Annotated in this window: 17 protein-coding genes, 2 tRNA genes and 3 rRNA genes; 8 read left to right on the top strand and 14 right to left on the bottom strand. The window is 65.2% G+C overall.

Annotation, left to right across the window (positions count from 1 at the left end; all coding sequences use genetic code 11):
- Positions 1-131: 131 nt before the first annotated feature.
- The 7 genes from BpN12_RS16820 to BpN12_RS16790 all read right to left on the bottom strand — a co-directional run bounded on the left by BpN12_RS16820 (position 132) and on the right by BpN12_RS16790 (position 8,802).
- Positions 132-1,805, bottom strand: coding sequence for a long-chain fatty acid--CoA ligase (locus BpN12_RS16820; RefSeq protein WP_246796637.1), 1,674 nt, complete (start codon positions 1,803-1,805; stop codon positions 132-134).
- A 395-nt stretch (positions 1,806-2,200) separates the two neighbouring features.
- Positions 2,201-2,314, bottom strand: a 5S ribosomal RNA gene (gene rrf / locus BpN12_RS16815).
- A 139-nt stretch (positions 2,315-2,453) separates the two neighbouring features.
- Positions 2,454-5,333, bottom strand: a 23S ribosomal RNA gene (locus BpN12_RS16810).
- Positions 5,334-5,626: 293 nt separating this feature from the next.
- Positions 5,627-5,702: transfer RNA gene (locus BpN12_RS16805), tRNA-Ala, on the bottom strand.
- Positions 5,703-5,740: 38 nt separating this feature from the next.
- Positions 5,741-5,817: transfer RNA gene (locus BpN12_RS16800), tRNA-Ile, on the bottom strand.
- Between the two features lie 64 nt (positions 5,818-5,881).
- Positions 5,882-7,414 (bottom strand): 16S ribosomal RNA (locus BpN12_RS16795).
- The 16S, 23S and 5S rRNA genes sit together here with 2 tRNA genes alongside, the layout of an rRNA operon.
- Positions 7,415-8,025: 611 nt before the next feature.
- On the bottom strand, positions 8,026-8,802 hold the full coding sequence (locus tag BpN12_RS16790; protein WP_246796636.1) for an enoyl-CoA hydratase: 777 nt from the start codon (positions 8,800-8,802) through the stop codon (positions 8,026-8,028).
- 135 nt (positions 8,803-8,937) lie between these two features.
- Between BpN12_RS16790 and paaN the strand changes: the two genes are divergently transcribed.
- The 4 genes from paaN to paaK are packed head-to-tail and all read left to right on the top strand — an operon-like array spanning position 8,938 to position 13,301.
- A complete protein-coding gene (gene paaN, locus BpN12_RS16785; protein ID WP_246796635.1) occupies positions 8,938-10,632 on the top strand; it encodes a phenylacetic acid degradation protein PaaN in 1,695 nt (564 codons plus the stop codon).
- A gap of 60 nt (positions 10,633-10,692) precedes the next feature.
- Complete coding sequence (gene paaG / locus BpN12_RS16780; RefSeq protein WP_246796634.1) at positions 10,693-11,484, top strand: 2-(1,2-epoxy-1,2-dihydrophenyl)acetyl-CoA isomerase PaaG; 792 nt, start codon at positions 10,693-10,695, stop codon at positions 11,482-11,484.
- Between the two features lies 1 nt (position 11,485).
- Entirely contained in the window at positions 11,486-11,962 is a 477-nt protein-coding gene (gene paaI / locus BpN12_RS16775; RefSeq protein ID WP_246796633.1) for a hydroxyphenylacetyl-CoA thioesterase PaaI, read from the top strand.
- Positions 11,963-12,005: 43 nt separating this feature from the next.
- On the top strand, positions 12,006-13,301 hold the full coding sequence (paaK, locus tag BpN12_RS16770; protein WP_246796632.1) for a phenylacetate--CoA ligase PaaK: 1,296 nt from the start codon (positions 12,006-12,008) through the stop codon (positions 13,299-13,301).
- 78 nt (positions 13,302-13,379) lie between these two features.
- Here the strand turns inward: paaK and mltA are convergent, their stop codons facing one another.
- Positions 13,380-14,612: a murein transglycosylase A gene (gene mltA, locus BpN12_RS16765; RefSeq protein WP_246796631.1), complete on the bottom strand. Its 1,233-nt coding sequence runs from the start codon at positions 14,610-14,612 to the stop codon at positions 13,380-13,382.
- Positions 14,613-14,694: 82 nt separating this feature from the next.
- Positions 14,695-15,069, bottom strand: a complete 375-nt coding sequence (gene apaG / locus BpN12_RS16760; protein WP_246796630.1) for a Co2+/Mg2+ efflux protein ApaG — start codon at positions 15,067-15,069, stop codon at positions 14,695-14,697.
- A 179-nt stretch (positions 15,070-15,248) separates the two neighbouring features.
- Between apaG and rpe the strand changes: the two genes are divergently transcribed.
- From rpe to trpE, 3 genes are all read left to right on the top strand, one after another.
- Positions 15,249-15,935 (top strand): ribulose-phosphate 3-epimerase, encoded by a 687-nt coding sequence (rpe, locus tag BpN12_RS16755; protein ID WP_246796629.1) that lies wholly within the window; start codon positions 15,249-15,251, stop codon positions 15,933-15,935.
- Positions 15,936-15,939: 4 nt separating this feature from the next.
- A complete protein-coding gene (locus BpN12_RS16750; protein ID WP_246796628.1) occupies positions 15,940-16,653 on the top strand; it encodes a phosphoglycolate phosphatase in 714 nt (237 codons plus the stop codon).
- A gap of 350 nt (positions 16,654-17,003) precedes the next feature.
- Entirely contained in the window at positions 17,004-18,497 is a 1,494-nt protein-coding gene (gene trpE, locus BpN12_RS16745) for an anthranilate synthase component I (protein ID WP_246796627.1), read from the top strand.
- Positions 18,498-18,680: 183 nt separating this feature from the next.
- Here trpE and bufA1 read toward each other — a convergent pair whose 3' ends face one another.
- From bufA1 to BpN12_RS16720, 5 genes are all read right to left on the bottom strand, one after another.
- The gene (bufA1, locus tag BpN12_RS16740) at positions 18,681-20,231 is read right to left on the bottom strand and encodes a BufA1 family periplasmic bufferin-type metallophore (RefSeq protein ID WP_246796626.1); all 1,551 of its coding nucleotides are present in this window, start codon (positions 20,229-20,231) and stop codon (positions 18,681-18,683) included.
- 2 nt (positions 20,232-20,233) lie between these two features.
- Complete coding sequence (locus BpN12_RS16735; protein ID WP_246796625.1) at positions 20,234-21,244, bottom strand: LysR family transcriptional regulator; 1,011 nt, start codon at positions 21,242-21,244, stop codon at positions 20,234-20,236.
- 88 nt (positions 21,245-21,332) lie between these two features.
- Positions 21,333-21,980, bottom strand: a complete 648-nt coding sequence (leuD, locus tag BpN12_RS16730) for a 3-isopropylmalate dehydratase small subunit (RefSeq protein ID WP_246796624.1) — start codon at positions 21,978-21,980, stop codon at positions 21,333-21,335.
- A gap of 61 nt (positions 21,981-22,041) precedes the next feature.
- On the bottom strand, positions 22,042-23,445 hold the full coding sequence (leuC, locus tag BpN12_RS16725; protein ID WP_246796623.1) for a 3-isopropylmalate dehydratase large subunit: 1,404 nt from the start codon (positions 23,443-23,445) through the stop codon (positions 22,042-22,044).
- Between the two features lie 105 nt (positions 23,446-23,550).
- Entirely contained in the window at positions 23,551-24,453 is a 903-nt protein-coding gene (locus BpN12_RS16720; protein ID WP_246796622.1) for a LysR family transcriptional regulator, read from the bottom strand.
- A gap of 352 nt (positions 24,454-24,805) precedes the next feature.
- Here BpN12_RS16720 and BpN12_RS16715 point away from each other — a divergent pair, with 352 nt between their 5' ends.
- Positions 24,806-25,900: an iron-containing redox enzyme family protein gene (locus BpN12_RS16715; RefSeq protein ID WP_158336029.1), complete on the top strand. Its 1,095-nt coding sequence runs from the start codon at positions 24,806-24,808 to the stop codon at positions 25,898-25,900.
- The last annotated feature ends 1 nt before the right edge of the window (position 25,901 follow it).

The following is a 25,901-nucleotide window of genomic DNA, read 5'->3' as shown; positions in this document are numbered from 1 at the left end:
TAACACTTCAGCGCAGCGTTTACAACCACTCCTTCCCGAAAACAAAAATGCCGTTCAGTTGCTTAACTGAACGGCATTAGCCCCGCAGGGCGCCTTTCCGGTTCTTTCTCCGATACCGCCGTCCGGCGCCGTCAGACCTTGCCGTCGCGCAGTTCGCGGCGCAGGATCTTGCCAACGTTGGTCTTCGGCAGTTCGGTGCGGAATTCGATGATGCGCGGACGCTTGTAGCCGGTCAGACGCTCCTTGCAGTAGGCGAGGATGTCCTCGTCGGTCAGCGCCGGATCCTTCTTCACGACGAACAGCTTCACGGCCTCGCCCGAATGCCCGTCGGGCACGCCGACCGCCGCGACCTCGAACACCCCCGGGTGCGAGGCGACCACGTCCTCGACCTCGTTCGGATAGACGTTGAAACCCGAGACGAGAATCATGTCCTTCTTGCGATCGACGATCTTCACGTAACCGCGCGCGTCCATCACGCCGATGTCGCCCGACTTGAAGTAGCCGTCGGCCATCATCACCTTCGCCGTCTCGTCGGGACGCTGCCAGTAGCCGGCCATCACCTGCGGGCCGCGAATGCAGATTTCCCCCGGCTGGCCGAGCGGCACCTCGTTGCCGTCGTCGTCGCGTATCGAGATCTCGGTCGAGGACAGCGGCAGGCCGATCGTGCCGGTGTATTCGGTCGCCGTCACCGGATTGCAGGCCACCACCGGCGAGGTTTCCGACAGGCCGTAGCCTTCGACGATCGGCGTATGCGTCCTGTCGTACCAGCGCTTCGCCACGCTCTCCTGAATCGCCATCCCGCCGCCGTTGGCCACGGCCAGCTTCGAGAAGTCGAGCTGGTCGAAATCGGGATGGTTCAGCATCGCGTTGTAGAGCGTGTTGACGGCAGGGAACGTCGACACCTGGAAGGGCTTGAGCTCCTTGATCATGCCGGCGATGTCGCGCGGATTCGGGATCAGTACGCCAGTGCCGCCGGTTCGCATCGTCAGGAAGCCGCAGACGGTCAGTGCGAACACGTGGTAGAGCGGCAGCGCTGCAACGGTGATGAACTGCGTCTGGCCGGGCAGCTTCGTGTAGGCGGGCTCGTGCCACGCCTCGGACTGGAGCACGTTCGCGACGATGTTCCGGTGCAGCAGCGTCGCGCCCTTCGCCACGCCGGTCGTGCCGCCCGTGTACTGCAGGAACGCGACGTCGTCCGGCCCGAGCGTCGGCGCCGTGAGCGTCTGGCGGCTGCCCTCGGCGAGCGCCGCGTTGAACTGCGTGAAGGACGGCAGGTGCCAGGCCGGCACGAGTTTCCTCACGCGCCGCACGACGTAGTTGACGATCAGCCCCTTGAAGCCGAGCAGATCGCCCATCGCCGCCACGACCACGTGCCGGATCGCGGTCCGGTCGATCACCGCCTGCAGCGTCGCCGCGAAATTCTCGAGTATCACGATCGCTTCGGCGCCGCTGTCCGTGAGCTGGTGTTCGAGCTCGCGGGGCGTATAGAGCGGGTTCACGTTGACGACGGTATAGCCGGCGCGCAGGACCGCGGCGATCGTCACCGGATATTGCAGCACGTTCGGCATCATGATCGCGATCCGTGCGCCGCGCGCCAGGCCGCGCGCCTGGAACCAGGCGCCCAGCTTGCGCGAAAGTGCGTCGATCTCGCCGTAAGTCAGCGATTTCCCCATGCAAACGAACGCGGTGCGCTCCCGGTAGGTACGGAAGCTGTCGTCAAGCAGATCGGGGACGGTCGGATAACGAGATGGATCGATTTCGGCCGGAACGCCGGGGGGATACGATTTCAGCCAAATCTTGTCCATGCAACACGTCTCCTTACTGATTTTCGAATGGTCGTGCTAAAAAGGCATCCTAGCCGCTAGGCCGTTTCGAAACAACCGGGTTAGACACTCCTTTCGAACTTGCGGATCGGTTGCCGGAGCCGCTAGCGCAGCCGGAATTCTGCGTGCCGTCGGCGGGTGGAGCGTCGGTGATGGTTCGCGACGCGCGTCGACATCGCATCGTACAGCGTCTGCCTTCGTCCGCTGGCGCTTTGGCATGCGACGAGAGTTATCGACGCGACGCGTGAGCCACGCGCATGGTATCTCGCTGATGAATGCTCGGGTGATGAGAGGTCGCGGGCCGAGTCCCGGCGTTTTTTGCGTCTGAAAAAGACAAAACCCCCACTGCCTGGGCAGCGGGGGTTTCGAAGGAGGAAGCCTGACGATTACCTACTTTCACACGGGCAATCCGCACTATCATCGGCGTAGAGTCGTTTCACGGTCCTGTTCGGGATGGGAAGGGGTGGGACCGACTCGCTATGGTCATCAGGCTAAAGGGGTTGTCGCGTCGCTGGTTGAGCGCCACGACCAATCTGGAAGAAGTAGTGTTGGGTTGTGCTTGTATGGCACGACATGTCGAGCATCCAACCGCTGCGCACCAAGGATGTTGGTGCAAAACAGACCGGTTATAGGATCAAGCCTTACGGGCAATTAGTATCAGTTAGCTGAACGCATTACTGCGCTTACACACCTGACCTATCAACGTCCTGGTCTCGAACGACCCTTCAAGGGGATCAAGTCCCCGGGGATATCTCATCTTAAGGCGAGTTTCCCGCTTAGATGCTTTCAGCGGTTATCTCTTCCGAACATAGCTACCCGGCGATGCCACTGGCGTGACAACCGGTACACCAGAGGTTCGTCCACTCCGGTCCTCTCGTACTAGGAGCAGCCCCCTTCAAATATCCAACGCCCACGGCAGATAGGGACCAAACTGTCTCACGACGTTTTAAACCCAGCTCACGTACCTCTTTAAATGGCGAACAGCCATACCCTTGGGACCGGCTACAGCCCCAGGATGAGATGAGCCGACATCGAGGTGCCAAACACCGCCGTCGATATGAACTCTTGGGCGGTATCAGCCTGTTATCCCCAGAGTACCTTTTATCCGTTGAGCGATGGCCCTTCCATACAGAACCACCGGATCACTATGACCTGCTTTCGCACCTGCTCGACTTGTCGGTCTCGCAGTTAAGCACGCTTATGCCATTGCACTATCAGCACGATTTCCGACCGTACCTAGCGTACCTTCGTACTCCTCCGTTACACTTTGGGAGGAGACCGCCCCAGTCAAACTGCCTACCATGCACTGTCCCCGACCCGGATCACGGGCCAAGGTTAGAACCTCAAACAAACCAGGGTGGTATTTCAAGGACGGCTCCACCGAAACTAGCGTTCCGGTTTCATAGCCTCCCACCTATCCTACACAGATCGGTTCAAAGTCCAATGCAAAGCTACAGTAAAGGTTCATGGGGTCTTTCCGTCTAGCCGCGGGGAGATTGCATCATCACAAACACTTCAACTTCGCTGAGTCTCGGGAGGAGACAGTGTGGCCATCGTTACGCCATTCGTGCAGGTCGGAACTTACCCGACAAGGAATTTCGCTACCTTAGGACCGTTATAGTTACGGCCGCCGTTTACCGGGACTTCAATCAAGAGCTTGCACCCCATCATTTAATCTTCCGGCACCGGGCAGGCGTCACACCCTATACGTCCACTTTCGTGTTTGCAGAGTGCTGTGTTTTTATTAAACAGTCGCAGCCACCAGTTTATTGCAACCCCTTCACCCTTCTGGCGCAGGCCAGTCAAGCTACAGGGGCGTACCTTATCCCGAAGTTACGGTACCAATTTGCCGAGTTCCTTCTCCCGAGTTCTCTCAAGCGCCTTAGAATACTCATCTCGCCCACCTGTGTCGGTTTGCGGTACGGTCACTGTTAAACTGAAGCTTAGAGGCTTTTCTTGGAACCACTTCCGATTGCTTCGCTTCCTAAGAAGCTCGCGCCACACCCTTGAATTCCGCGCCCGGATTTGCCTAAGCGCCTTCTCCAATGCAGCGACCGGGACTTCCAACACCCGGACAACCTTCCGCGATCCGTCCCCCCATCGCATTTAACAATGGTGCAGGAATATTGACCTGCTTCCCATCAGCTACGCATTTCTGCCTCGCCTTAGGGGCCGACTCACCCTACGCCGATGAACGTTGCGTAGGAAACCTTGGGCTTACGGCGAGGGGGCCTTTCACCCCCTTTATCGCTACTCATGTCAGCATTCGCACTTCCGATACCTCCAGCACACTTTACAATGCACCTTCGCAGGCTTACGGAACGCTCTCCTACCATGCGTGCAAGCACGCATCCGCAGCTTCGGTATATAGCTTAGCCCCGTTACATCTTCCGCGCAGGACGACTCGATCAGTGAGCTATTACGCTTTCTTTAAAGGGTGGCTGCTTCTAAGCCAACCTCCTGACTGTTTTAGCCTTCCCACTTCGTTTCCCACTTAGCTATATTTGGGGACCTTAGCTGGCGGTCTGGGTTGTTTCCCTCTTGACACCGGACGTTAGCACCCGATGTCTGTCTCCCGTGATTGCACTCTTCGGTATTCGGAGTTTGCTATGGCGGGGTAATCTGCAATAGACCCCCCAACCATGACAGTGCTCTACCCCCGAAGGTGAGACACGAGGCACTACCTAAATAGTTTTCGGAGAGAACCAGCTATTTCCAAGTTTGTTTAGCCTTTCACCCCTATCCACAGCTCATCCCCTAACTTTTCAACGTTAGTGGGTTCGGACCTCCAGTACGTGTTACCGCACCTTCATCCTGGCCATGGATAGATCACTTGGTTTCGGGTCTACGCCCAGCAACTGAACGCCCTATTCGGACTCGCTTTCGCTACGCCTGCCCTATTCGGTTAAGCTTGCTACTGAACGTAAGTCGCTGACCCATTATACAAAAGGTACGCCGTCACCCCTTACGAGGCTCCGACTGTTTGTATGCATGCGGTTTCAGGATCTATTTCACTCCCCTCCCGGGGTTCTTTTCACCTTTCCCTCACGGTACTGGTTCACTATCGGTCGATCACGAGTATTTAGCCTTGGAGGATGGTCCCCCCATCTTCAGACAGGATTTCACGTGTCCCGCCCTACTTGTCGTACACTTAGTTCTTTCATACTGTTTTCGCCTACAGGGCTATCACCTGCTATGGCCGCACTTTCCAGAGCGTTCGGCTAACAATACAAATAAAGAGTACAGGCTCTTCCCATTTCGCTCGCCACTACTTTGGGAATCTCGGTTGATTTCTTTTCCTGCGGTTACTTAGATGTTTCAGTTCACCGCGTTCGCTTCACATAGCCTATGTATTCAGCTATGGATACTCCAAAAGGAGTGGGTTTCCCCATTCGGACATCTACGGATCAAAGCTTGTTTGCCAGCTCCCCGTAGCTTTTCGCAGGCTACCGCGTCCTTCATCGCCTGTGATCGCCAAGGCATCCACCACATGCACTTGTTCGCTTGACCCTATAACGGGTCTGTCTCGCCTCCCGAGGGAGAGGACAGTCGTTACAGGTTGAGTTCTCGCATTTGTGCCGTATTCCAATCGAGCCGAACATTTAAGTTCGAATCATCTTGAGATACATCGATACAATCACAACCCGGATAGTTTCCACGCCCATCTCAAATAAGCGCTTCCGCTATCCAAATTACTACTTCTTCTAGATTGTTAAAGAACGACAGCCGATAAGTGCAACGTGTGACTTATCCTCTGACTGGCTCAATCGCCAATAAGGAAACCTCAGTTTGTCATTGAAGATTGGTGGAGGCAGACGGGATCGAACCGACGACCCCCTGCTTGCAAAGCAGGTGCTCTCCCAGCTGAGCTATGCCCCCATGTGTACAGAGACTTCTCAGGACTACCGCCAGACAATTGGTGGGTCTGGTTGGATTCGAACCAACGACCCCCGCCTTATCAAGACGGTGCTCTAACCGACTGAGCTACAGACCCCTGAGTCTGTCTTGATCAACAGCCGATAAGCGTGAACGCTCAATGTTTGCGGTATTAGCTCGAGAAAGGAGGTGATCCAGCCGCACCTTCCGATACGGCTACCTTGTTACGACTTCACCCCAGTCATGAATCCTACCGTGGTGACCGTCCTCCTTGCGGTTAGACTAGCCACTTCTGGTAAAACCCACTCCCATGGTGTGACGGGCGGTGTGTACAAGACCCGGGAACGTATTCACCGCGGCATGCTGATCCGCGATTACTAGCGATTCCAGCTTCATGCACTCGAGTTGCAGAGTGCAATCCGGACTACGATCGGTTTTCTGGGATTAGCTCCCCCTCGCGGGTTGGCGACCCTCTGTTCCGACCATTGTATGACGTGTGAAGCCCTACCCATAAGGGCCATGAGGACTTGACGTCATCCCCACCTTCCTCCGGTTTGTCACCGGCAGTCTCCTTAGAGTGCTCTTGCGTAGCAACTAAGGACAAGGGTTGCGCTCGTTGCGGGACTTAACCCAACATCTCACGACACGAGCTGACGACAGCCATGCAGCACCTGTGTATCGGTTCTCTTTCGAGCACTCCCGAGTCTCCTCAGGATTCCGACCATGTCAAGGGTAGGTAAGGTTTTTCGCGTTGCATCGAATTAATCCACATCATCCACCGCTTGTGCGGGTCCCCGTCAATTCCTTTGAGTTTTAATCTTGCGACCGTACTCCCCAGGCGGTCAACTTCACGCGTTAGCTACGTTACTAAGGAAATGAATCCCCAACAACTAGTTGACATCGTTTAGGGCGTGGACTACCAGGGTATCTAATCCTGTTTGCTCCCCACGCTTTCGTGCATGAGCGTCAGTATTGGCCCAGGGGGCTGCCTTCGCCATCGGTATTCCTCCACATCTCTACGCATTTCACTGCTACACGTGGAATTCTACCCCCCTCTGCCATACTCTAGCTTGCCAGTCACCAATGCAGTTCCCAGGTTGAGCCCGGGGATTTCACATCGGTCTTAACAAACCGCCTGCGCACGCTTTACGCCCAGTAATTCCGATTAACGCTTGCACCCTACGTATTACCGCGGCTGCTGGCACGTAGTTAGCCGGTGCTTATTCTTCCGGTACCGTCATCCCCGAAGGATATTAGCCCTCAGGATTTCTTTCCGGACAAAAGTGCTTTACAACCCGAAGGCCTTCTTCACACACGCGGCATTGCTGGATCAGGCTTTCGCCCATTGTCCAAAATTCCCCACTGCTGCCTCCCGTAGGAGTCTGGGCCGTGTCTCAGTCCCAGTGTGGCTGGTCGTCCTCTCAGACCAGCTACTGATCGTCGCCTTGGTGGGCCTTTACCCCACCAACTAGCTAATCAGCCATCGGCCAACCCTATAGCGCGAGGTCCGAAGATCCCCCGCTTTCATCCGTAGATCGTATGCGGTATTAATCCGGCTTTCGCCGGGCTATCCCCCACTACAGGACATGTTCCGATGTATTACTCACCCGTTCGCCACTCGCCACCAGGTGCAAGCACCCGTGCTGCCGTTCGACTTGCATGTGTAAGGCATGCCGCCAGCGTTCAATCTGAGCCAGGATCAAACTCTTCAGTTCAATACCTGTTACTGTTTTCGGTTCGGTTAAGAACCGGTCGCTCACTCAAAGCTGACAGGTTATGAATTGCTTCATGAACCTGACTTACTTTTGTGTGAGACTCTTGATACTTTTGCTGACCTGATCCGGAGATCAGGACCGCGTCGATCAAGCGTCCACACTTATCGGCTGTTAATTTTTAAAGAGCGTTTCCACCAAGCTGACCGGACTTGCCGGCTTTCTCAGCGGCGCTGCGTTTTCAGCAGCAGAGAAGCGAGATTATGATCAACGTTTCGCAGCGCGTCAACTACTTTTTTCTCGCTGCGATCAACAAACTTCGTTGATCACTTCCCTTCGACAGAACCAACAAGCGGCCAACTTTCGGCGCTGCGTTCGTCCTGCCTGACTTCCCCTTCCGCGCTGCGTTTCCGTTAGCGCGAAAGAGGCGTGATTCTAAGCACCGATCCCGCTTCCTGCAAGCCCTTTCGTGAAGAATCGGCAGAAAAAAACGGCCAAGGGCGCCGCTCGCGCGGCGCCCTTGGCAACAAGCCGTTGATAGCAAAAGAAGAAATGCGGAAGAAGCGCGAAATCAGGTTGCGGATGCAACGATCACGATACCTGCGCCGCCGTACTCAACGATGCTTGAACACCGGCTTGCGCTTCTCGACGAAGGCCGCCATCCCCTCCTTCTGATCCTCGGTGGCGAAGATCGAATGGAACACGCGGCGCTCGAAATGCACGCCCTCCGACAGCGTCGTCTCGTAGGCGCGATTGACCGACTCCTTCACCATCATCACTGCCGGCAGCGAGAACTCCGCGATCGTGGTGGCCGCCGCGAGCGCCTCGTCGAGCAGCGCGGCCGCCGGCACCACGCGCGAGACGAGCCCGGCCCGCTCCGCCTCCTCGGCCTCCATGAAGCGCGCGGTCAGGCACATGTCCATCGCCTTGGCCTTCGACACCGCGCGCGGCAGGCGCTGCGTGCCGCCCGCGCCCGGCATCACGCCGAGCCGGATCTCGGGCTGGCCGAACTTCGCCGTGTCGGCCGCGATGATGATGTCGCACATCATCGCCAGCTCGCAGCCGCCGCCGAGCGCGAACCCCGCCACGGCCGCGAGGATCGGCTTGCGGATCTGCCGGATCGTCTCCCAGTTGCGCGTGATGTAGTCACCCTTGTAGACGTCCATATAGGTGTAGTTCGCCATCATCCCGATGTCGGCCCCCGCCGCGAACGCCTTCTCGCTGCCGGTCAGCACGATCGCGCCGATCTCGTCGTCGGCGTCGAACGCCTTCAGCGCCTCGCCGAGTTCGTCCATCAGTGCATCGTTCAATGCGTTCAGTGCCTTCGGACGATGCAGCGTGATCAGCCCGACACGCCCGCGGGTCTCCACCAGGAGGTTTTCGTAAGCCATCGATGTCTCCTCATCAAAGAAACGTCATTCATTGCGCACACGCGCCGGGAACGATGCTACCATTTGCCGACCAACCGGTCGGTTAATTAATTAAGTCCGCACGAACGCCCTCGTCCCCTCAACCAGGCTGCCGTCATGACCCATCCCCTCTTCACGAAGCACGAAGCCACCTTGCAGCAGGCTTTGTCCGCCATTGAAACCCGTGGTTACTGGAGTCCGTTCGCCGAAATGCCCAGCCCCAAAGTGTACGGGGAAAGCGCGGCGGCAGACGGCGAGGCCGCGTTCCAGGCCCAGCTCGGCCAGCGCTTCGCGCTCGACCAGCCGGGCACCGGCGGCGAGGTGGGCGCCGAGCTGTCGCCGTATGGTTTTCCGCTCGGCATCCGCTATCCAGAAGCGTCGCCGGACCAGCTCGCGGAGGCGGCCGCCGCCGCCCAGCCGGCCTGGCGCGCGGCCGGCCCGAGCGCCTGGATCGGCGTGAGCCTGGAAATCCTGGCGCGCCTGAACCGCGCCAGCTTCGAGCTGGCCAACGCGGTGATGCATACCACTGGCCAGGCCTTCATGATGGCGTTCCAGGCCGGCGGCCCGCATGCGCAGGACCGCGCGCTGGAGGCGGTGGCTTACGCCTGGGACGCGCTGCGCAAGATCCCGGCCGACGCGCACTGGGAGAAGCCGCAGGGCAAGAACCCGCCGCTCGCGATGCAGAAGCGCTACACGATCGTCCCGCGCGGCACCGCGCTGGTGCTCGGCTGCTGCACGTTCCCGACCTGGAACGGCTATCCGGGCCTGTTCGCCGATCTGGCGACCGGCAACACGGTGATCGTCAAGCCGCATCCGGGCGCGATCCTGCCGCTCGCGATCACGGTGCGCATCGCGCGCGAGGTGCTCGGCGAAGCCGGCTTCGATCCGAACGTCGTCACGCTGCTGGCAACCGATCCCGACGACGGCGCGCTCGTGCAGGCGCTCGCGGTGCGTCCCGACATCAGGCTGATCGACTTCACGGGCAGCACCAAGCACGGCGACTGGCTCGAGCGCCACGCGCACCAGGCGCAGGTGTATACGGAGAAGGCCGGCGTCAACCAGATCGTGATCGACTCGGCCGACGACCTGAAGGGCGCGGTGCGCAACATCGCGTTCTCGCTCGCGCTCTATGCCGGCCAGATGTGTACCGCGCCGCAGAACATCTACGTGCCGCGCGACGGCATCGAGACGCCCGACGGCCACTTGAGCTTCGACGAGGTCGCGCAGGCGATCGCCGGTGCCGTGCGCAAGCTCGGCGCCGATCCCGCACGCGCCGTCGAGCTGCTCGGCGCGATCCAGAACGACGGCGTGGTCGCGCGCATCGACGAGGCGCGCGGGCTCGGCACGGTGCTGGCCGACAGCGTCGCGCTCGATCATCCGGCCCATCCGGGCGCGCGCGTGCGCACGCCGCTCGTCGTGCAGCTCGACGCGAGCGACCGCGGCGCCTTCACGCGCGAGTGGTTCGGTCCGATCTCGTTCGTGATCGCGACCGACTCGACCGCGCAGTCGCTCGACCTGGCCGGCGGCATCGCGGCCGAATGCGGCGCGCTGACTCTGTCGGTCTACAGCACCGACGCGGCGGTGATCGAGCAGGCGCATGACGCGGCGATCCGCGGCGGCGTCGCGCTATCGATCAACCTGACGGGCGGCGTGTTCGTGAACCAGTCGGCCGCCTTCTCCGATTTCCACGCCACCGGCGCAAACCCGGCCGCGAACGCCGCGCTCGCCGACGCCGCGTTCGTCGCGAACCGCTTCCGCGTCGTGCAGAGCCGCATCCACGTCGCGCCGCAAGCCGACACCGCCGGCGCCTGAGCCATCCCGGCCGCACCGGCCGGCACGCCGCCGGCCGGGCGCCTCCTCGAGGAGATACCGATGTCGCACGATACGATCCGGTTCGAACTCGACCCGCAGACGCGGGTCGCGACGATCACGCTGAACCGTCCCGACAAGCTCAACAGCTTCACCCGCGCGATGCATGCGGAACTGGCCGCGGCGCTCGACGAGGCCGAAGCGGGCCAGGCGCGCGCGCTGGTGCTGACCGGCGCCGGCCGCGGCTTCTGCGCGGGCCAGGACCTCGCCGATCTCGACTTCACGCCCGGCGCGTCGACCGATCTCGGTGCGCTGATCGACACCCACTTCAACCCGCTGGTGCGCCGCCTGCAGGCGCTGCCGCTGCCGGTGATCGCCGCCGTCAACGGCATCGCGGCCGGCGCCGGCGCGAACCTCGCGCTCGCCTGCGACCTCGTGCTGGCCGCGAAGTCGGCCAACTTCATCCAGTCGTTCGTGAAGATCGGCCTGGTGCCCGACTCGGGCGGCACCTGGTTCCTGCCGCAGCGCGTCGGCTTCGCGCGCGCGCTCGGACTCGCGCTGACGGGCGAGAAGCTCGGCGCCGAACGCGCGGCCGAGTGGGGGCTGATCTGGCGCGCCGTCGACGACGACGCGCTGGCCTCCAGCGCCGCCGCGCTCGCGGCCGACCTCGCGAAGCAGCCGACCCGTGCGATCGCCGTGATCAAGCAGACGATGCGCGCGGGCCTGACCCAGACGCTCGACCAGCAGCTCGACCTCGAACGCGACCGCCAGCGCGAACTGGGCCAGTCGCACGACTACGCCGAGGGCGTGGCCGCCTTCATCGAGAAACGCGCGCCGCGCTTCGAGGGCCGCTGAGATGAACGCGCCCGATGCCCCCGGCCCGGCCGCCGACACCGACGCCAGCGATGCCGACGCGCTGGCGCGGGCGGCGGCCGACGCGATGTACGCGGCCGACGCCTGCACCCGCACGCTCGGCATCGAGCTGCTCGAGGTGGGCCCGGGCCGCGCACGGATGCGCATGGCGGTGCGCGCCGAGTTCCTGAACGGCCACCGCACCTGCCATGGCGGGCTGATCTTCACGCTCGCCGATTCCGCCTTCGCGCTGGCCTGCAACTCGCACAATCTCAACACGGTGGCGGCCGGCTGCTCGATCGAATTCCTGCGCCCGGTCGCCGAGAACGACGTGTTGACGGCCGAGGCGAGCGAGCAGACGTTGAGCGGCCGCCACGGCATCTACGATATCCGCGTGACCAACCGCGCGGGCGAGACGGTCGCGATGTTCCGCGGCAAGTCGGCCCGGATCGGCGGCACCGTGACCGCGACCGGCGCCTGAACGCGCCGCCGCCCGCGACACATAACAATGGCCGGAGACACCGATGAACGCCCCCCTTCCGCTCGAACCGATCGAGACCGCCAGCCGCGACGCACTGCAGGCGCTGCAGCTCGACCGCCTGCGCTGGTCGCTCACGCACGCGTATGACCACTCGCCCGTCTATCGCCGCAAGTTCGACGAAGCGGGCGTGCATCCGGGCGAACTGCGCGCGCTCGCCGATCTCGCGCGCTTCCCGTTCACGACCAAGGACGATCTGCGCGACAACTATCCGTTCGGCATGTTCGCCGTACCGCAGGAACGGATCTCGCGGATCCACGCGTCGTCGGGCACCACCGGCAAGCCGACGGTGGTCGGCTACACGGCGCGCGACATCGACACCTGGGCCAACCTGGTGGCGCGCTCGATCCGCGCGGCCGGCGCGCGGCGCGGCGACAAGGTCCACGTCAGCTACGGCTACGGCCTGTTCACGGGCGGCCTCGGCGCGCATTACGGCGCCGAGCGCGCCGGCCTGACGGTGATCCCGTTCGGCGGCGGCCAGACCGAGAAGCAGGTGCAGCTGATCCGCGATTTCCGGCCCGACATCATCATGGTGACGCCGAGCTACATGCTGTCGATCGCCGACGAGATGGAGCGGCAGGGGCTCGACCCGCGCGCGTCGTCGCTGCGGATCGGCATCTTCGGCGCCGAGCCGTGGACCAACGAGATGCGCACGGCGCTCGAGGCGCGCATGGGGATCGACGCAGTGGACATCTACGGGCTGTCGGAGGTGATCGGGCCAGGCGTCGCGTCGGAATGCGCGGCGACCAAGGACGGCCCGACGATCTGGGAGGATCATTTCTATCCGGAGGTGGTCGATCCGCTGACGGGCGAGGTGCTGCCGGACGGCGAACCCGGCGAACTGGTGTTCACCTCGCTGACCAAGGAGGCGCTGCCGATCGTGCGCTACCGCACGCGCGACCTCACGCGCCTGCTGCCCGGCACGGCGCGCCCGATGCGGCGCATGGAAAAGATCACCGGCCGCGCCGACGACATGATGATCATCCGCGGCGTGAACGTGTTCCCGACCCAGATCGAGGAGCAACTGCTGAAGCAGCGCGTGCTGGCGCCGCATTTCCAGATCGTGCTGACGAAGGACGGCCCGCTCGACGTGATGACGCTGAACGTCGAGCCGTGCCCGCACGCGGCGGCCGATGCCGCGCAGCTGGACAGCGCGCGCCGCGCGCTCGCCTACGACATCAAGGCGCTGATCGGGGTGACCGCGGTGGTCGAGGTGCTGGCGCTGAACGGCATCGAGCGCTCGGTCGGCAAGGCGCGCCGCGTGATCGACCGGCGCCGCTGAGCGCCGTTGAGCGCCGCTAAGTATCGCTGAGGGCCCCGCGCGGCGCGCCCGGAGGCGAACCGCGGCGGCGGCCATCCATCAGGAGTTCGGCAGCAGCAGCCACATCCGGCCGACCTGCTTCATGCGGCCGGCCAGATCGCCCGCGTCGTCGCCGAGCCCCCAGAAATAGTCGGCGCGCACGCCGCCCTTGATCGCGGAGCCGGTGTCCTGCGCGAACACGAGCCGGTTCATCGGCGTATTGGTGAGCGGCCGCGTGGTCTGCAGGAACACCGGCGTGCCGAGCGGAATCGCCGACGGATCGACGGCGATCGAACGCTCCGCCGTCAGCGGCACGCCGAGCGCGCCGATCGGGCCGTCCGCGCCGCCTTGCGGCGCGCCTTCCTGCGACGGCATCTCGCGAAAGAACACGAAGCGCGGATTGGTGTCGAGCAGCGCGTCGAGCCGCGTCGGGTTGGCGCTCGCCCAGGCCTTGATGCCCTGCATCGTCGCCTGCCCGGGCGTGAGCTCGCCATGGTCGAGCAGCCATTTGCCGATCGACCGGTACGGCTGGTTGTTGGTGCCGCCGTAGCCGACCCGCATCACGGTGCCGTCGTCGAGCACCACGCGCCCGGAGCCCTGCACCTGCAGGAAGAACGCGTCGACCGGATCGTCGACCCACACCAGTTCGTTGCCGTTCAGCACGCCCGAGCGTTCGAGCTGCGCGCGTGCCGGCAGCGCGGTGCCGGCGCGGTAGCCGGCCGGCCAGCGGTAGAGCGCGGTCTGGTACGGCCCGCGGCGCACGCGCGAGCCGCGCAGCAGCGGCTCGTAGTAGCCGGTCACGAGGCCGTCGAGCGTGCCGTCGGTATTGGCGAACTGGTACGGCGTGAAGTAGGTTTCGAAGAAGCTGCGCGCGCCGGTGATGTCGAGATCGTCGAGCCGGCCGGCCGCCTCGCAGGCACGGCGCCAGTTGGGCGCGCGCGCGAGCCGCGTGCAGTTCTCGCGTAGCGCGATGGTCGCGCCGATCAGCGTATCGTCCTGCCAGCCCGGCACCTGCTGCCAGGCCACCGGCGTGAGCCGCTCGGCGGCCACCTGGCCCGGCACGAACGGCGCGCCGCCGGGCGCCCTCGCCGCGGGCGGGCGCACCGGCGCGCCGCCGCAGGCGGCCAGCAGCGCCGCCGTCGCGAGCGCGGCCGCCCATCCGGCTAGCCGCGGCCCGAACCACCTACAATGATCGTTCTTGATGGAAACCGCCATGTCTGATCTGTTCGACGAATACCCGATGCTGATCTTCGCGCTGGAATCGCTGCTGGCGCTCGGCCTGCTGATCTTCATCGTCGCCTGGACCGCGTCCGGCAAGAAAAAGCAGCGCCGGCAGGCCGACGATTCGCGCAAGGGACGCTGAGTCCCGCGCCGCTCAGTGCAGCGTGCGCGGCATGTGCAGCGCGAATTCGGCGACCGGCGCGTCGAAGCGCTCGCCGTCCTCGGCCACGCAGAAGTAGGCGCCGCGCATGGTGCCCACCGGCGTCGCGATCACCGCCCAGCTCGTGTATTCGAATTGCTCGCCCGGCTTCAGGAGCGGCTGATGGCCGACCACGCCGAGTCCCTTCACTTCCTGCACCTTCTGTTCGCTGTCGGTGATCACCCAGTGCCGCGCGATCAGCTGCGCCGTCACCTGGCCGGTATTGCGAATCGTCAGCGTGTAGGCGAATGCATATTGACGGCGTTCCGGGTCGGATTGTTCCGGCAGATAGGCCGTTTTCACGGACACGTTGAATTCGTACTGGCTCATGGGGGTTCCCGCTTCGAAGGTCGACCGGCGCCCGGCGGGGCGCCGCACGGCCCGCCTGGCGGCCCGCTCTGGTCGGCATTCTGCTTGATGCCGCCTGCGCCCGCAACCGCGCGGGAGCGGCCGCCGCCCGCGGCGGTAGAATGTCGGCTTTGCATAAACGCAGGTCCCCCGATACCGTCATGACGCAATTCCGCATCGCTCCCAGCATTCTGTCGGCCGATTTCGCGCGGCTCGGCGAAGAAGTCCGCAACGTCGTCGCCGCCGGCGCCGACTGGATCCACTTCGACGTGATGGACAACCATTACGTCCCGAACCTGACGATCGGGCCGCTCGTCTGCGAAGCGATCCGGCCGCACGTGCAGGTGCCGATCGACGTCCACCTGATGGTGCGTCCGGTCGACCGGATCGTGCCGGACTTCGCGAAGGCGGGTGCCAACGTGATCAGCTTCCATCCGGAAGGCTCGGACCACATCGACCGCACGCTGAGCCTGATCAGGGACCACGGCTGCAAGGCCGGCCTCGTGTTCAACCCGGCCACGCCGCTCAACTATCTCGACCACGTGATGGACCGCCTCGACCTGGTGCTGATCATGTCGGTGAACCCGGGCTTCGGCGGCCAGTCGTTCATTCCCGAGGCGCTGCGCAAGATCCGCGAGGCGCGCGCGAAGATCGATGCCTACCGCGAGCGCACCGGCCGCGAGATCCATCTCGAGGTGGATGGCGGCGTGAAGGTCGACAACATCGCCGAGATCGCCGCGGCGGGCGCGGACACCTTCGTGGCCGGCTCCGCGATCTTCGGCAAGCCCGACTACCAGGCCGTGATCGACGAGATGCGCGCGTCGCTCGCCGGCGTCGCGAAGGGCTGAGGCGATGACGACGATCCGCTTCGCCGCGCCGAGGCTCGCGGCCGCGCTGATCGATCTGGACGGCACCATGATCGACACCGCCGACGACTTCACGGCCGGCCTGAACGCCATGCTCGCGCAGCTGGGCGCGCCCGCCACGGCACGCGACGAGGTCATCCACTACGTCGGCAAGGGTTCCGAGAACCTGATCGCGCAGGTGCTGAAGCCGCGCTTTCCCGAGGCCGAGGCGCAGGCGCGCTTCGACGACGCGCTGGCGATCTACCAGACCGAATACGCGAAGATCAACGGCCGCCACACACAGCTCTACCCCGACGTCGAGGCCGGCCTGCGCGCGATGCGCGAGGCGGGCCTCAAGCTCGCCTGCGTGACCAACAAGCCGCTGCGCTTCGCCACCGAACTGCTCGCGCAGTACGCGCTGGACGGCTATTTCGGCGTGGTGCTCGGCGGCGACAGCCTGCCGCGCAAAAAGCCGGACCCGCTGCCGATGCTCACCGCCTGCGAGCGGCTCGGCGTGGAACCGGCGCTGGCGGTGGCGATCGGCGACTCGGAAAACGACGCGATCGCGGGCCGTGCGGCGGGCCTCGCGACGCTGACGGTGCCCTACGGCTACAACCACGGCAACGCTATACAAACGATAAATTCGGATGGTATAGTCGATTCGCTGCTGGTCGCGGCGCAGGTCATTACCGCGCACAACGCGTCCACGCCAACCCTCTGATTTATCTTCCACCGCATGTTTCTGAACAAAAAACGGAGTCTGAGCAGCATCGACCGGGGAGCCTGGCCCTGGCGTCGCTGGTCGCGCTGACCTCGTCGAGGTTCGCCGGAGTTCGGCTCCGGCATCCGTTTTTCGTTTGCTGCGCGTGTCACGCGCCCCGTCCACCGATTCGTCGTCCCGCACCGCCACGCCGCACGCCTTCGCGTCCGGCCAGCGACCGCGCGTGCCGGCCGATCGCGTGAGCGGAGCGCCAGCCGGTCAGGCTCCCGACCACCCCGCCCTCCGGCCCGCCGCGCAGCGCCCGCGATTCTCCCGGCACGTTTTGCCGCTCGTCCAGACAGGACCGGAACATGACTGAACTCGAATTCCAATCGCTCGCGAACGCCGGCTACAACCGCATCCCGCTGATCGCGGAGGCGCTGGCCGACCTCGAAACCCCGCTCTCGCTGTACCTGAAGCTCGCGCAGCCCGAGCGCGGCGGCGCCAATTCGTTCCTGCTCGAATCGGTGGTGGGCGGCGAGCGCTTCGGCCGCTATTCGTTCATCGGGCTGCCGGCCCGCACGCTGGTGCGCACCCGCAACGGCGTCTCGGAGATCGTCACCGACGGCCAGGTGGTGGAGACCCACGAAGGCGACCCGTTCGCGTTCATCGAAGCCTTCCAGGCGCGCTTCAAGGTGGCCCAGCGCCCCGGCCTGCCGCGCTTCTGTGGCGGCCTGGCCGGCTACTTCGGCTACGACGCGGTGCGCTACATCGAGAAGAAGCTCGCCGACACGACGCCGCCCGACGACCTGAACCTGCCGGACATCCAGCTGCTGCTGACCGAGGAAGTCGCCGTGATCGACAACCTCGCCGGCAAGCTCTACCTGATCATCTACGCCGATCCGGCCCGGCCGGAAGCCTACGCGAAGGCGAAGCAGCGGCTGCGCGAACTGAAGCAGCGGCTGCACGCGACGGTGCAGCCGCCCGTCACGTCGGCGAGCGTGCGCACCGAGACGTTCCGCGAGTTCAGGAAGGACGACTACCTGGCCGCCGTGCGTCAGGCCAAGGAATACATCGCGGCCGGCGAGCTGATGCAGGTGCAGGTCGGCCAGCGCCTCACCAAGCCGTATCGCGACAATCCGCTGTCGCTGTACCGCGCGCTGCGATCGCTGAATCCGTCGCCGTACATGTACTACTACAACTTCGGCGAATTCCACGTGGTGGGCGCCTCGCCCGAGATCCTGGTGCGCCAGGAGAAGCGCGGCGACGACCAGATCGTCACGATCCGCCCGCTGGCCGGCACGCGGCCGCGCGGCAACACGCCGGAACGCGACGCGGCGCTCGCCACCGAGCTGCTCAACGATCCGAAGGAGATCGCCGAGCACGTGATGCTGATCGACCTCGCGCGCAACGACGTAGGCCGCATCGCGACCACCGGCTCGGTGGCCGTCACCGACCGGATGGTGATCGAGAAGTACTCGCACGTGCAGCACATCGTCAGCTCGGTCGAGGGCACGCTCAAGCCCGGCATGACGAACTACGACGTGCTGCGCGCGACGTTCCCGGCCGGCACGTTGTCGGGCGCGCCGAAGGTGCGGGCGATGGAACTGATCGACGAGCTCGAACCGGTCAAGCGCGGGCTCTACGGCGGCGCGGTCGGCTACCTGTCGTTCTCGGGCGAGATGGACCTCGCGATCGCGATCCGCACCGGCCTGATCCACAACGGCAACCTCTACGTGCAGGCGGCCGCCGGCGTGGTGGCCGACTCGGTGCCCGAGTCGGAATGGCAGGAGACGGAGAACAAGGCGCGCGCGGTGCTGCGCGCGGCCGAGCAGGTGCAGGACGGCCTCGACGGCGACTTCTGAACGCGGCGCGCGGCGCCGGGCCGGCCGTCATGCCGCCGGCGCCGCCAGCCGCGGCGGGCCGCGCGGGCCTGCCTGCCGCCGCCGGGGCATGCCGGCATCGGGCGTGACTTCACACGCCATTTCACGCACGACTTCAAGCATCACCGTCACACCGCCGGCCGAGTCAGTTCGGCGCGGCCCGCTTCACGATCGCGGTTGACGGGCCGCCTCCGGGGGCCGGCCCGGGCGAGCCACTCGCTCGCGCCCGGCCTCGCTGCGCCGCGTCACGATCCCTTGTTGCAACGCTCCCACCGAACCGCGCGTCACGGCGCAGGGCGCGAGCGCGCCCGCGCCCTGCGCGGGCAGCTCGCGCACGACCCGGAACCCGAGATACCCGCGCCGCACCGTCGACGGCACGGCCGCACGGCTCGCCGCGCGAACGAACGCCGGCACGTTCGACCACGAGCCGCCGCGGATCGCGCGCCGCCCGCAACTGGCGGCGTCCCAGGCGCTGCCGTCGGCCGGGGCGCCCGCGTAGTCGTCATGCCAGCAGTCGGCGGTCCACTGCCAGACGTTGCCGAGCATGTCGTAGAGGCCGAACGGATTCGGCGGGAAGCTGCCGACGGGCGAGCCGGTCACCCACTTGTCGGCGCCCGCCGCGAAGCCGCCGCAATTGGTCTGCTGCACGCAGGTATCGGGGCCGTAGTTGGCGTTCTCGCGGGCCATCCCGTCTCCCCACCAGCGCGCGGTGGCGGTCCCGCCGCGCGCCGCGTACTCCCATTCGGCCTCGCTCGGCAGCCGGTAGCGCGCCCCCGTCTTCTGCGTCAGCCACGCCAGATAGGCCTGCACGTCCTCCCATTCGACGTTGACGACCGGCAGCGTGTCGCGCCCGTGCCCGTCGTCGGCCGGGCGGTATCCGCGGCAGCCGTGGTCGCGCACGCAGGCGTCCCATTCGGCGAAGGTCACGTCGAAGCGGCCGATCGCGAACGCGGTGCCGATATCGACCACATGCTGGCGTTCGTTGCGAAAGCGCCCCGGCTCGGCGGGTGGCGAGCCCATCACGAAGCGGCCCGGCGGTAGCGGCACGACTTCGGGGCAATCGCGGCAGTCCTGGAACGGCTTGCCGGCGCTCGCGGCACGCGCCGTGCCGCCGCCGGCTCCGGCACCGTCCCGGCCGATCGCGGGCACCTGCGCGGCCAGGTACAGCGACAGGTTGGCGATGTCGGCATCCGTCAGCGCGCGCGCCGCGGTCATCATGACCCGGTTGCTGCGCGCGCCGCCGCGGAACGCGCGCAGCTGGGTATCGAGGTAGTCGGCGTACTGGCCGCCGAGCCTCGGGTAGGCGGGCGTCGTCGAATCGCCGGCCGGCCCGTGGCATGCCGCGCACGCGGGAATCGCGCGGGCCGCGTCGCCGTGCGCGTAGAGCGCCTCGCCGGCCGGCGCGTCGGCGTCATGAGCGGCCGGCGACGCGGCGGGCGTGCAGGCGAGCGGCGCCGCCGCCACCTTGCCGCCGAGCTGCGTGCAAGTGCCCTTCGGCACCATGGTCCACTCGGTCGGATCGCGGTCGTGCTGCGAGAGCCCCGAACACAGATGGAAGCAGGTGGTGTCGGCGCAGTCGTTGTGGCCGGCGGCGGCGACGCCGTAGCAGACCTCCTGGCTCCCGGCGCCGGCCGCGTGCGCGAGCGGCACCACGGCGCCGGCGCAGACGGCCGTCAGCGCCGCCCGGATCAGGGCCTGCTGGGCAGCGGACGACACCGTCACGCCAGCGCCCCCAGCATCGCTTCGGCCTGACGCGGCATCCGCGCGGCGAACGGCGGCCGGCTCAGCGCCATGTCGAACGCGCCCGGATGGACACCGCGCGCGGTGCGGCGCAGATGCTCCAGCAGCATCACCGTCTCCACCGCCATCGGCCGGTTGCGCGGCACGCCGATGTGCAGCTGGAGCACCGCCCAGGCGTCGTCGAGCTCGACGGCGACCAGCCCGAGCGGCTGGCCGATGGCCCGGAACACCTCGTAGGGCACCAGCCCCACGCCCACCCCGGCATGCACGATCCGGCACAGCGCGTCGAAGCCGGACACCTGCACGCGCAGCTTCAGCATGGCGCCGGCCGCCTCGGCGGCGCGCTGGCTCTGGCGGCCGACCCAGCACTCGCCCTGCAGGCCGATGTAGTCGGCTTCCAGCGTGTCGGCAAACGACAGCCGCGCGCGCTGCGCGAACGCGTGATCGCCGCGCACCACCAGCACCAGCCGGTCGCGGCGGTATTCGTGCAGTTGCAGGCCGTCGTCCACGCCGTCGGGATTGGTGCAGATCCCGAGGTCGGCGTCGCCGTCGCTGACCGCCCGCAGCACGCCGCTGCTGGGCACCTCGTTCAGCTTGATCGGAATGCCCGGATGCAGCTCCATGAAGCGACTCAGGTCGTCGGGGAAGAACTGGACGATCGCGGCCAGGTTCGCGGCGACGCGCACCGCCTTCTGCGCGCACAGCCCGCGCTCGCTCAGTTCGGTGTTGATGCGCTGGGCGCTCGAGATCATCTCGCGGGCATGCAGCAGCAGGATTTCACCGACCAGCGTGAGCGTCATGCCGGTGCGCTCGCGCACGAAGATCCGCTCGCCGAGCGCCCGTTCGAGCTCATTCAAACGTTTGCTCGCCGCGGAAACCGCGATCGCCTCCTGGCGGGCGGCCTGAGTGAGCGTGCCGTGCTGGTGGATCGACAACAGCAGTTGAAGAGTCGTCAGGTCCAGATGCTTCAAAAGGGTTTTGAGCTGCATCTCCGCTATCTCCTTGTACCGTTCTTGTTGGTCGGCAGGGTCCGCGCGCTCGTGGCGCGCGGAGGATACCGTCATTGCACTTCCGGGCTCACAGCACGTTCGACAGCCACGGATACCGGGCCAGGTGGCGTGCCTGGAACTCGCCGATCTCGTCGGCGCGGCGCAGGGTGAGCGCGACGTCGTCGAAACCGTTGACGAGACAGTACTTGCGGAACGGATCGATCTCGAAGGGGTAAGCGAGCGCATGGTCCGGCGTGCGAACGCGCTGCTGTTCGAGATCGACGTGCAGGCGCAGCACGCCCTGCTGCCGGGCGGCGTCGAACAGCGCATCGATCTGGCGGGGGTCGAGCACGATCGGCAGCAGGCCGTTCTTGAAGCAGTTGTGGAAGAAGATGTCGGCGAAGCTCGCCGCGATGATCACGCGAAAGCCGTACTGGTCGAGCGCCCAGGGCGCGTGCTCGCGCGACGAGCCGCAGCCGAAGTTCGCGCGCGTGAGCAGCACCGAGGCGCCGCGCAGGTCGGCCCGGTTCAGGACGAAGTCGGGGTTGAGCGGACGCGTCGAGCAGTCCTGGCCCGGCTCGCCGTGGTCCAGGTAGCGCCACTCGTCGAACAGGTTCTCGCCGAAGCCGGTGCGCCGGATCGACTTGAGGAACTGCTTCGGGATGATCGCATCGGTGTCGACGTTGGCCCGGTCGAGCGGAACGACGATGCCTTCGTGGCGGACGAACGGAGTCATGGGGAGGGTGTCCTGTGCTTGTAAGGTCCAACGCGCGGGCCGGCCTCGGGCCCGCGTCGCGCTAGATCGCGCGGATGTCGACGAAGCGCCCCGCGATCGCGGCGGCGGCGGCCATCGCCGGGCTGACCAGATGGGTGCGCCCGCCCGGCCCCTGGCGGCCCTCGAAATTGCGGTTCGAGGTCGAGGCGCAGCGCTCGCCCGGCTTGAGCCGGTCATCGTTCATCGCCATGCACATCGAGCAGCCCGGCTCGCGCCACTCGAAACCGGCATCGATGAAGATCCGGTCGAGCCCCTCGCGTTCGGCCTGCACCTTCACGAGCCCCGAGCCCGGCACCACCATCGCCAGCGTGACGTTGGCGGCGAGCCGCCTGCCCTGCACCACGGCGGCGGCCGCGCGCAGATCCTCGATGCGCGAGTTCGTGCAGGAGCCGATGAACACCTTGTCGATCGCGATCTCGGTGATCGGCGTGCCGGCGGCAAGCCCCATGTAGGCGAGCGCCTTCTCCATGCTGTCGCGCCGCACCGGGTCCGGCTCGCCGAGCGGATCGGGCACGCGCTCGTCCACCGCCACCACCATTTCCGGCGAGGTGCCCCAGCTCACGTGCGGCCGGATGGCGGCCGCGTCGATCTCGACCACCGCGTCGAACGACGCGTCGGGGTCCGACCGCAGCGTGCGCCAATAGGCGACGGCCTGCTCCCACTGCTCGCCCTGCGGCGCGAGCGGACGGCTGCGCACGTAGTCGAGCGTGGTGTCGTCGAACGCGACCATGCCGGCGCGCGCGCCGGCCTCGATGGTCATGTTGCAGATCGTCATGCGGCCCTCCATCGACATCGCGCGGATCGTCGAGCCCGCGTATTCGATCGCGTAGCCGGTGCCGCCCGCCGTGCCGATCCGGCCGATCACGGCCAGGATCACGTCCTTCGGCGTGGAGCCCGCGGGCAGTTCGCCGTCGACCTTGACCAGCATCGATTTCATTTTTTTCGTCAGCAGCGTCTGCGTGATCAGCACGTGCTCGACTTCGGAGGTGCCGATGCCGTGCGCGAGGCAGGCGAACGCGCCGTGCGTCGAGGTATGCGAGTCGCCGCACACGAGCGTCATGCCCGGCAGCGTGATGCCCTGCTCCGGCCCGATCACGTGCTCGATGCCCTGGCGCGGGTCGAGCATGCCGAAGAACTGGAAGCCGTAGGTCCTGGCGTTGTCGTCGAGCGTCGCGACCTGCAGCCGCGAGATCGGGTCGGCGATCCGGCCGCCGCGGCGATCGGTGGTCGGCACGTTGTGATCGGCCACCGCGAAATTCGCGCGGCTGCGCCACGGCGTGCGGCCGGCCAGCCGCATCGCCTCGAACGCCTGCGGGCTCGACACTTCGTTGATGAGATGGCGATCGATGTAGAGCAGCGTCGTGCCGTCCTGCTCGGTGGCGATCGCGTGCGTGTCCCAAAGCTTGTCGTAGAGCGTCTGCGGCATGATCCAACCGGTTCGAGTCCAGGTCGGACGATGATAGTGCGCGTGAATCGGGCCGCGCATGCCAAGTCGTGATGCCAGCTTTCTCGTTTCGAGAACGCTGGCGGCTCAATGCTTGTCCGTCAGGAAATTGACCAGCGCCGCGGCCGGCGCCGCGAGATGTTCGAGGTTGCGGCACGCGATCATCAGCGTGCGCACGGCCCAGTCCTCCGCGATCGGCACCAGCTTCACGTTCAGCGTGTTGATGTAGAGCTCGCCGATCTGCTGCGGCACCACCGCGACGCCGAGCCGGACATGCACCATCCGGCACAGCGCGTCGAGGCTGCCGACGCGGATCTTGACGTCGAGCTTCGCGTCGAGCTTCCGCGCCTGTTCGGCCAGCAGCTTCATCAGCGACGCGTCGCTGCGCAGGCCGACGAAATGCTCGCCGACGACATCCTCGAGCCGCACCGTCAGCGCGTTGCCGAGCCGGTGGCCGGCCGGGATCATCAGCACCAGCCGGTCGCTGCGATAGGCGCGCAGATCGAGCCCCTCGGCGGGCGAAGTCGCGTTGCAGATACCGAAGTCGACGTCGCCCTCGCGCACGCTGCGCAGCACGTTGATGCTGGTCTGCTCGTCGATCTCGATGTCGACCTCGGGAAACACGCGCTTGAACGAGGAGATGTCCTCGGGCAGGAACTGCACCACCGCCGAGAGGTTGGCCACGATCCGCACGCTGCCCTTGGCGCCCGTCGCATAGCGGGACAGTTCGGCCTCCATCCCCTCCAGGTTCGCGATCACCGCTTCCGCGTGGCGCATCACGGTCTCGCCGACCGCGGTCACCGAGATCCCGCGCGACTCGCGGACCACCACCGGCAGCCCGATCAGCGCCTCGATTTCCGCGATGCGCCGGCTCACGGCCGACGGCGTGATGCATTCGCGCTCGGCGGCCCGCGCGATGCTGCGTTCCTGGCAGACCGCCACGAACAGGCGCAACGACGTGAGATCGAATTTTTTCAGCAGCTGCGTCATGACAAAAAGAAATTGCGCCGCAAGGGCCAGGCACGACCCGGATGGAGAGGCAGGGTATCACGTCGCTTCATTTCCGGAATTGCCGCCGCAACAGCCGCCAATCACAAAAAGACCGGCCTCTCGCCATTGCCGGCCTCGTTCGCGAGATAGCAACCCGCCTTGAAAAATTGCGACTGGATATTTTCTTTTCCAGTAATTAACTTGTGACCAAAATTCATAAAGCATTACGCCGGCCAGGCACTAATTCGGCAATGGAAATTACCTAAAAAATGCCAGCCTCATAATGATTTTATTTTGAGCGACGGCGATTATCCGACGTATTTTCCCAGATCACAGAATGGAGCGCGGTAACATGACTGACGACCCGATTTGCCTGCTGTCCTTCATCGAGGATTTCGCCAAGCCCCATACGCTGGGAAATGCGGCGGCGCCGCGCTGGTGCGAACAGGGCCATACCGCGGCCTACGTGCTCGACCTGCCGCTGCGCCAGCGCGTGGTGGACGCCTCGCGGCGCCTCGCGCTCGACGCGCGCTGCGACACGGCCGGCCGCCAGGAATATCTGCACCGCGTGCTGTCCACCGTCTACGACTACCGCTTCTCGGTGCCCGACGTCAGCACCGCCGACATCGACGTCTCGCCGGTGTTCGCCGACGTCGCGAGCCTGCTGGAAGCGGCGATGCTCGACGCCGAGATCAACCAGATCGACGAGGACATCTTCTGGGCCATGCCCACCGAGGGCGCCGCGTTCGTCGAATGGCTCAAGCGCACCATGTCCGACCATCCGGCCGGGGTCCACGCGTTCTACCGCGAATACCTGCGCGACGCCGCCGACGTCGAGAGCATGAAGGTGTTCCTCGCCCAGGAGACCACGCTCGACCCGCGTTTCGACGACATCCTCGCGCTGATGCAGGTCGGCACCAGCGGCACCGAGAAGATGGAGATCGCGAAGAACTACTACGACGAGATGGGCTGCGGCGACGAGGCCGGCGTGCATACCCACCTGTTCAGCAAGACGCTCGACGCGCTCGGCATCGACGCCGACTACGTCAGGAGCACGCTGCTGCCCGACTCGCGCGTCTCGGGCAACCTGTCCGCCTGCCTGGTGCTGAGCCCGCGCCACCACTACAAGGCGATCGGCTACTTCGGCGTGACCGAGTACCTGGCGCCGCGCCGCTTCAAGGACCTGGTGGCCGGCTGGCGTCGGCTGGGCCTGCCCGAGGACGGCATCGCCTATCACGACCTGCACATCCGGATCGACGCCGTCCACGGCCGCGCCTGGTTCGACGACGTGATCCGGCCGATGGTCGACCGCGACCCGCGCGTGGCGCGCGAGATCGCGCTCGGCGCGCTGATCCGCCTCAATTCGTCGGCGCGCTACCTCGACAAGCTGCAGGCCACGCTCGTCTCGCGCGACGCGAAGGCATGCCCGGAATCGCTGGTCGCCTGAG

The organism is Burkholderia perseverans, from assembly GCF_022870505.1.
Taxonomy (GTDB): Bacteria; Pseudomonadota; Gammaproteobacteria; order Burkholderiales; family Burkholderiaceae; genus Burkholderia; species Burkholderia plantarii.
Note: the sequence above shows the minus strand (reverse complement) of the source record. Positions and strands in the feature narration are given on the sequence as shown.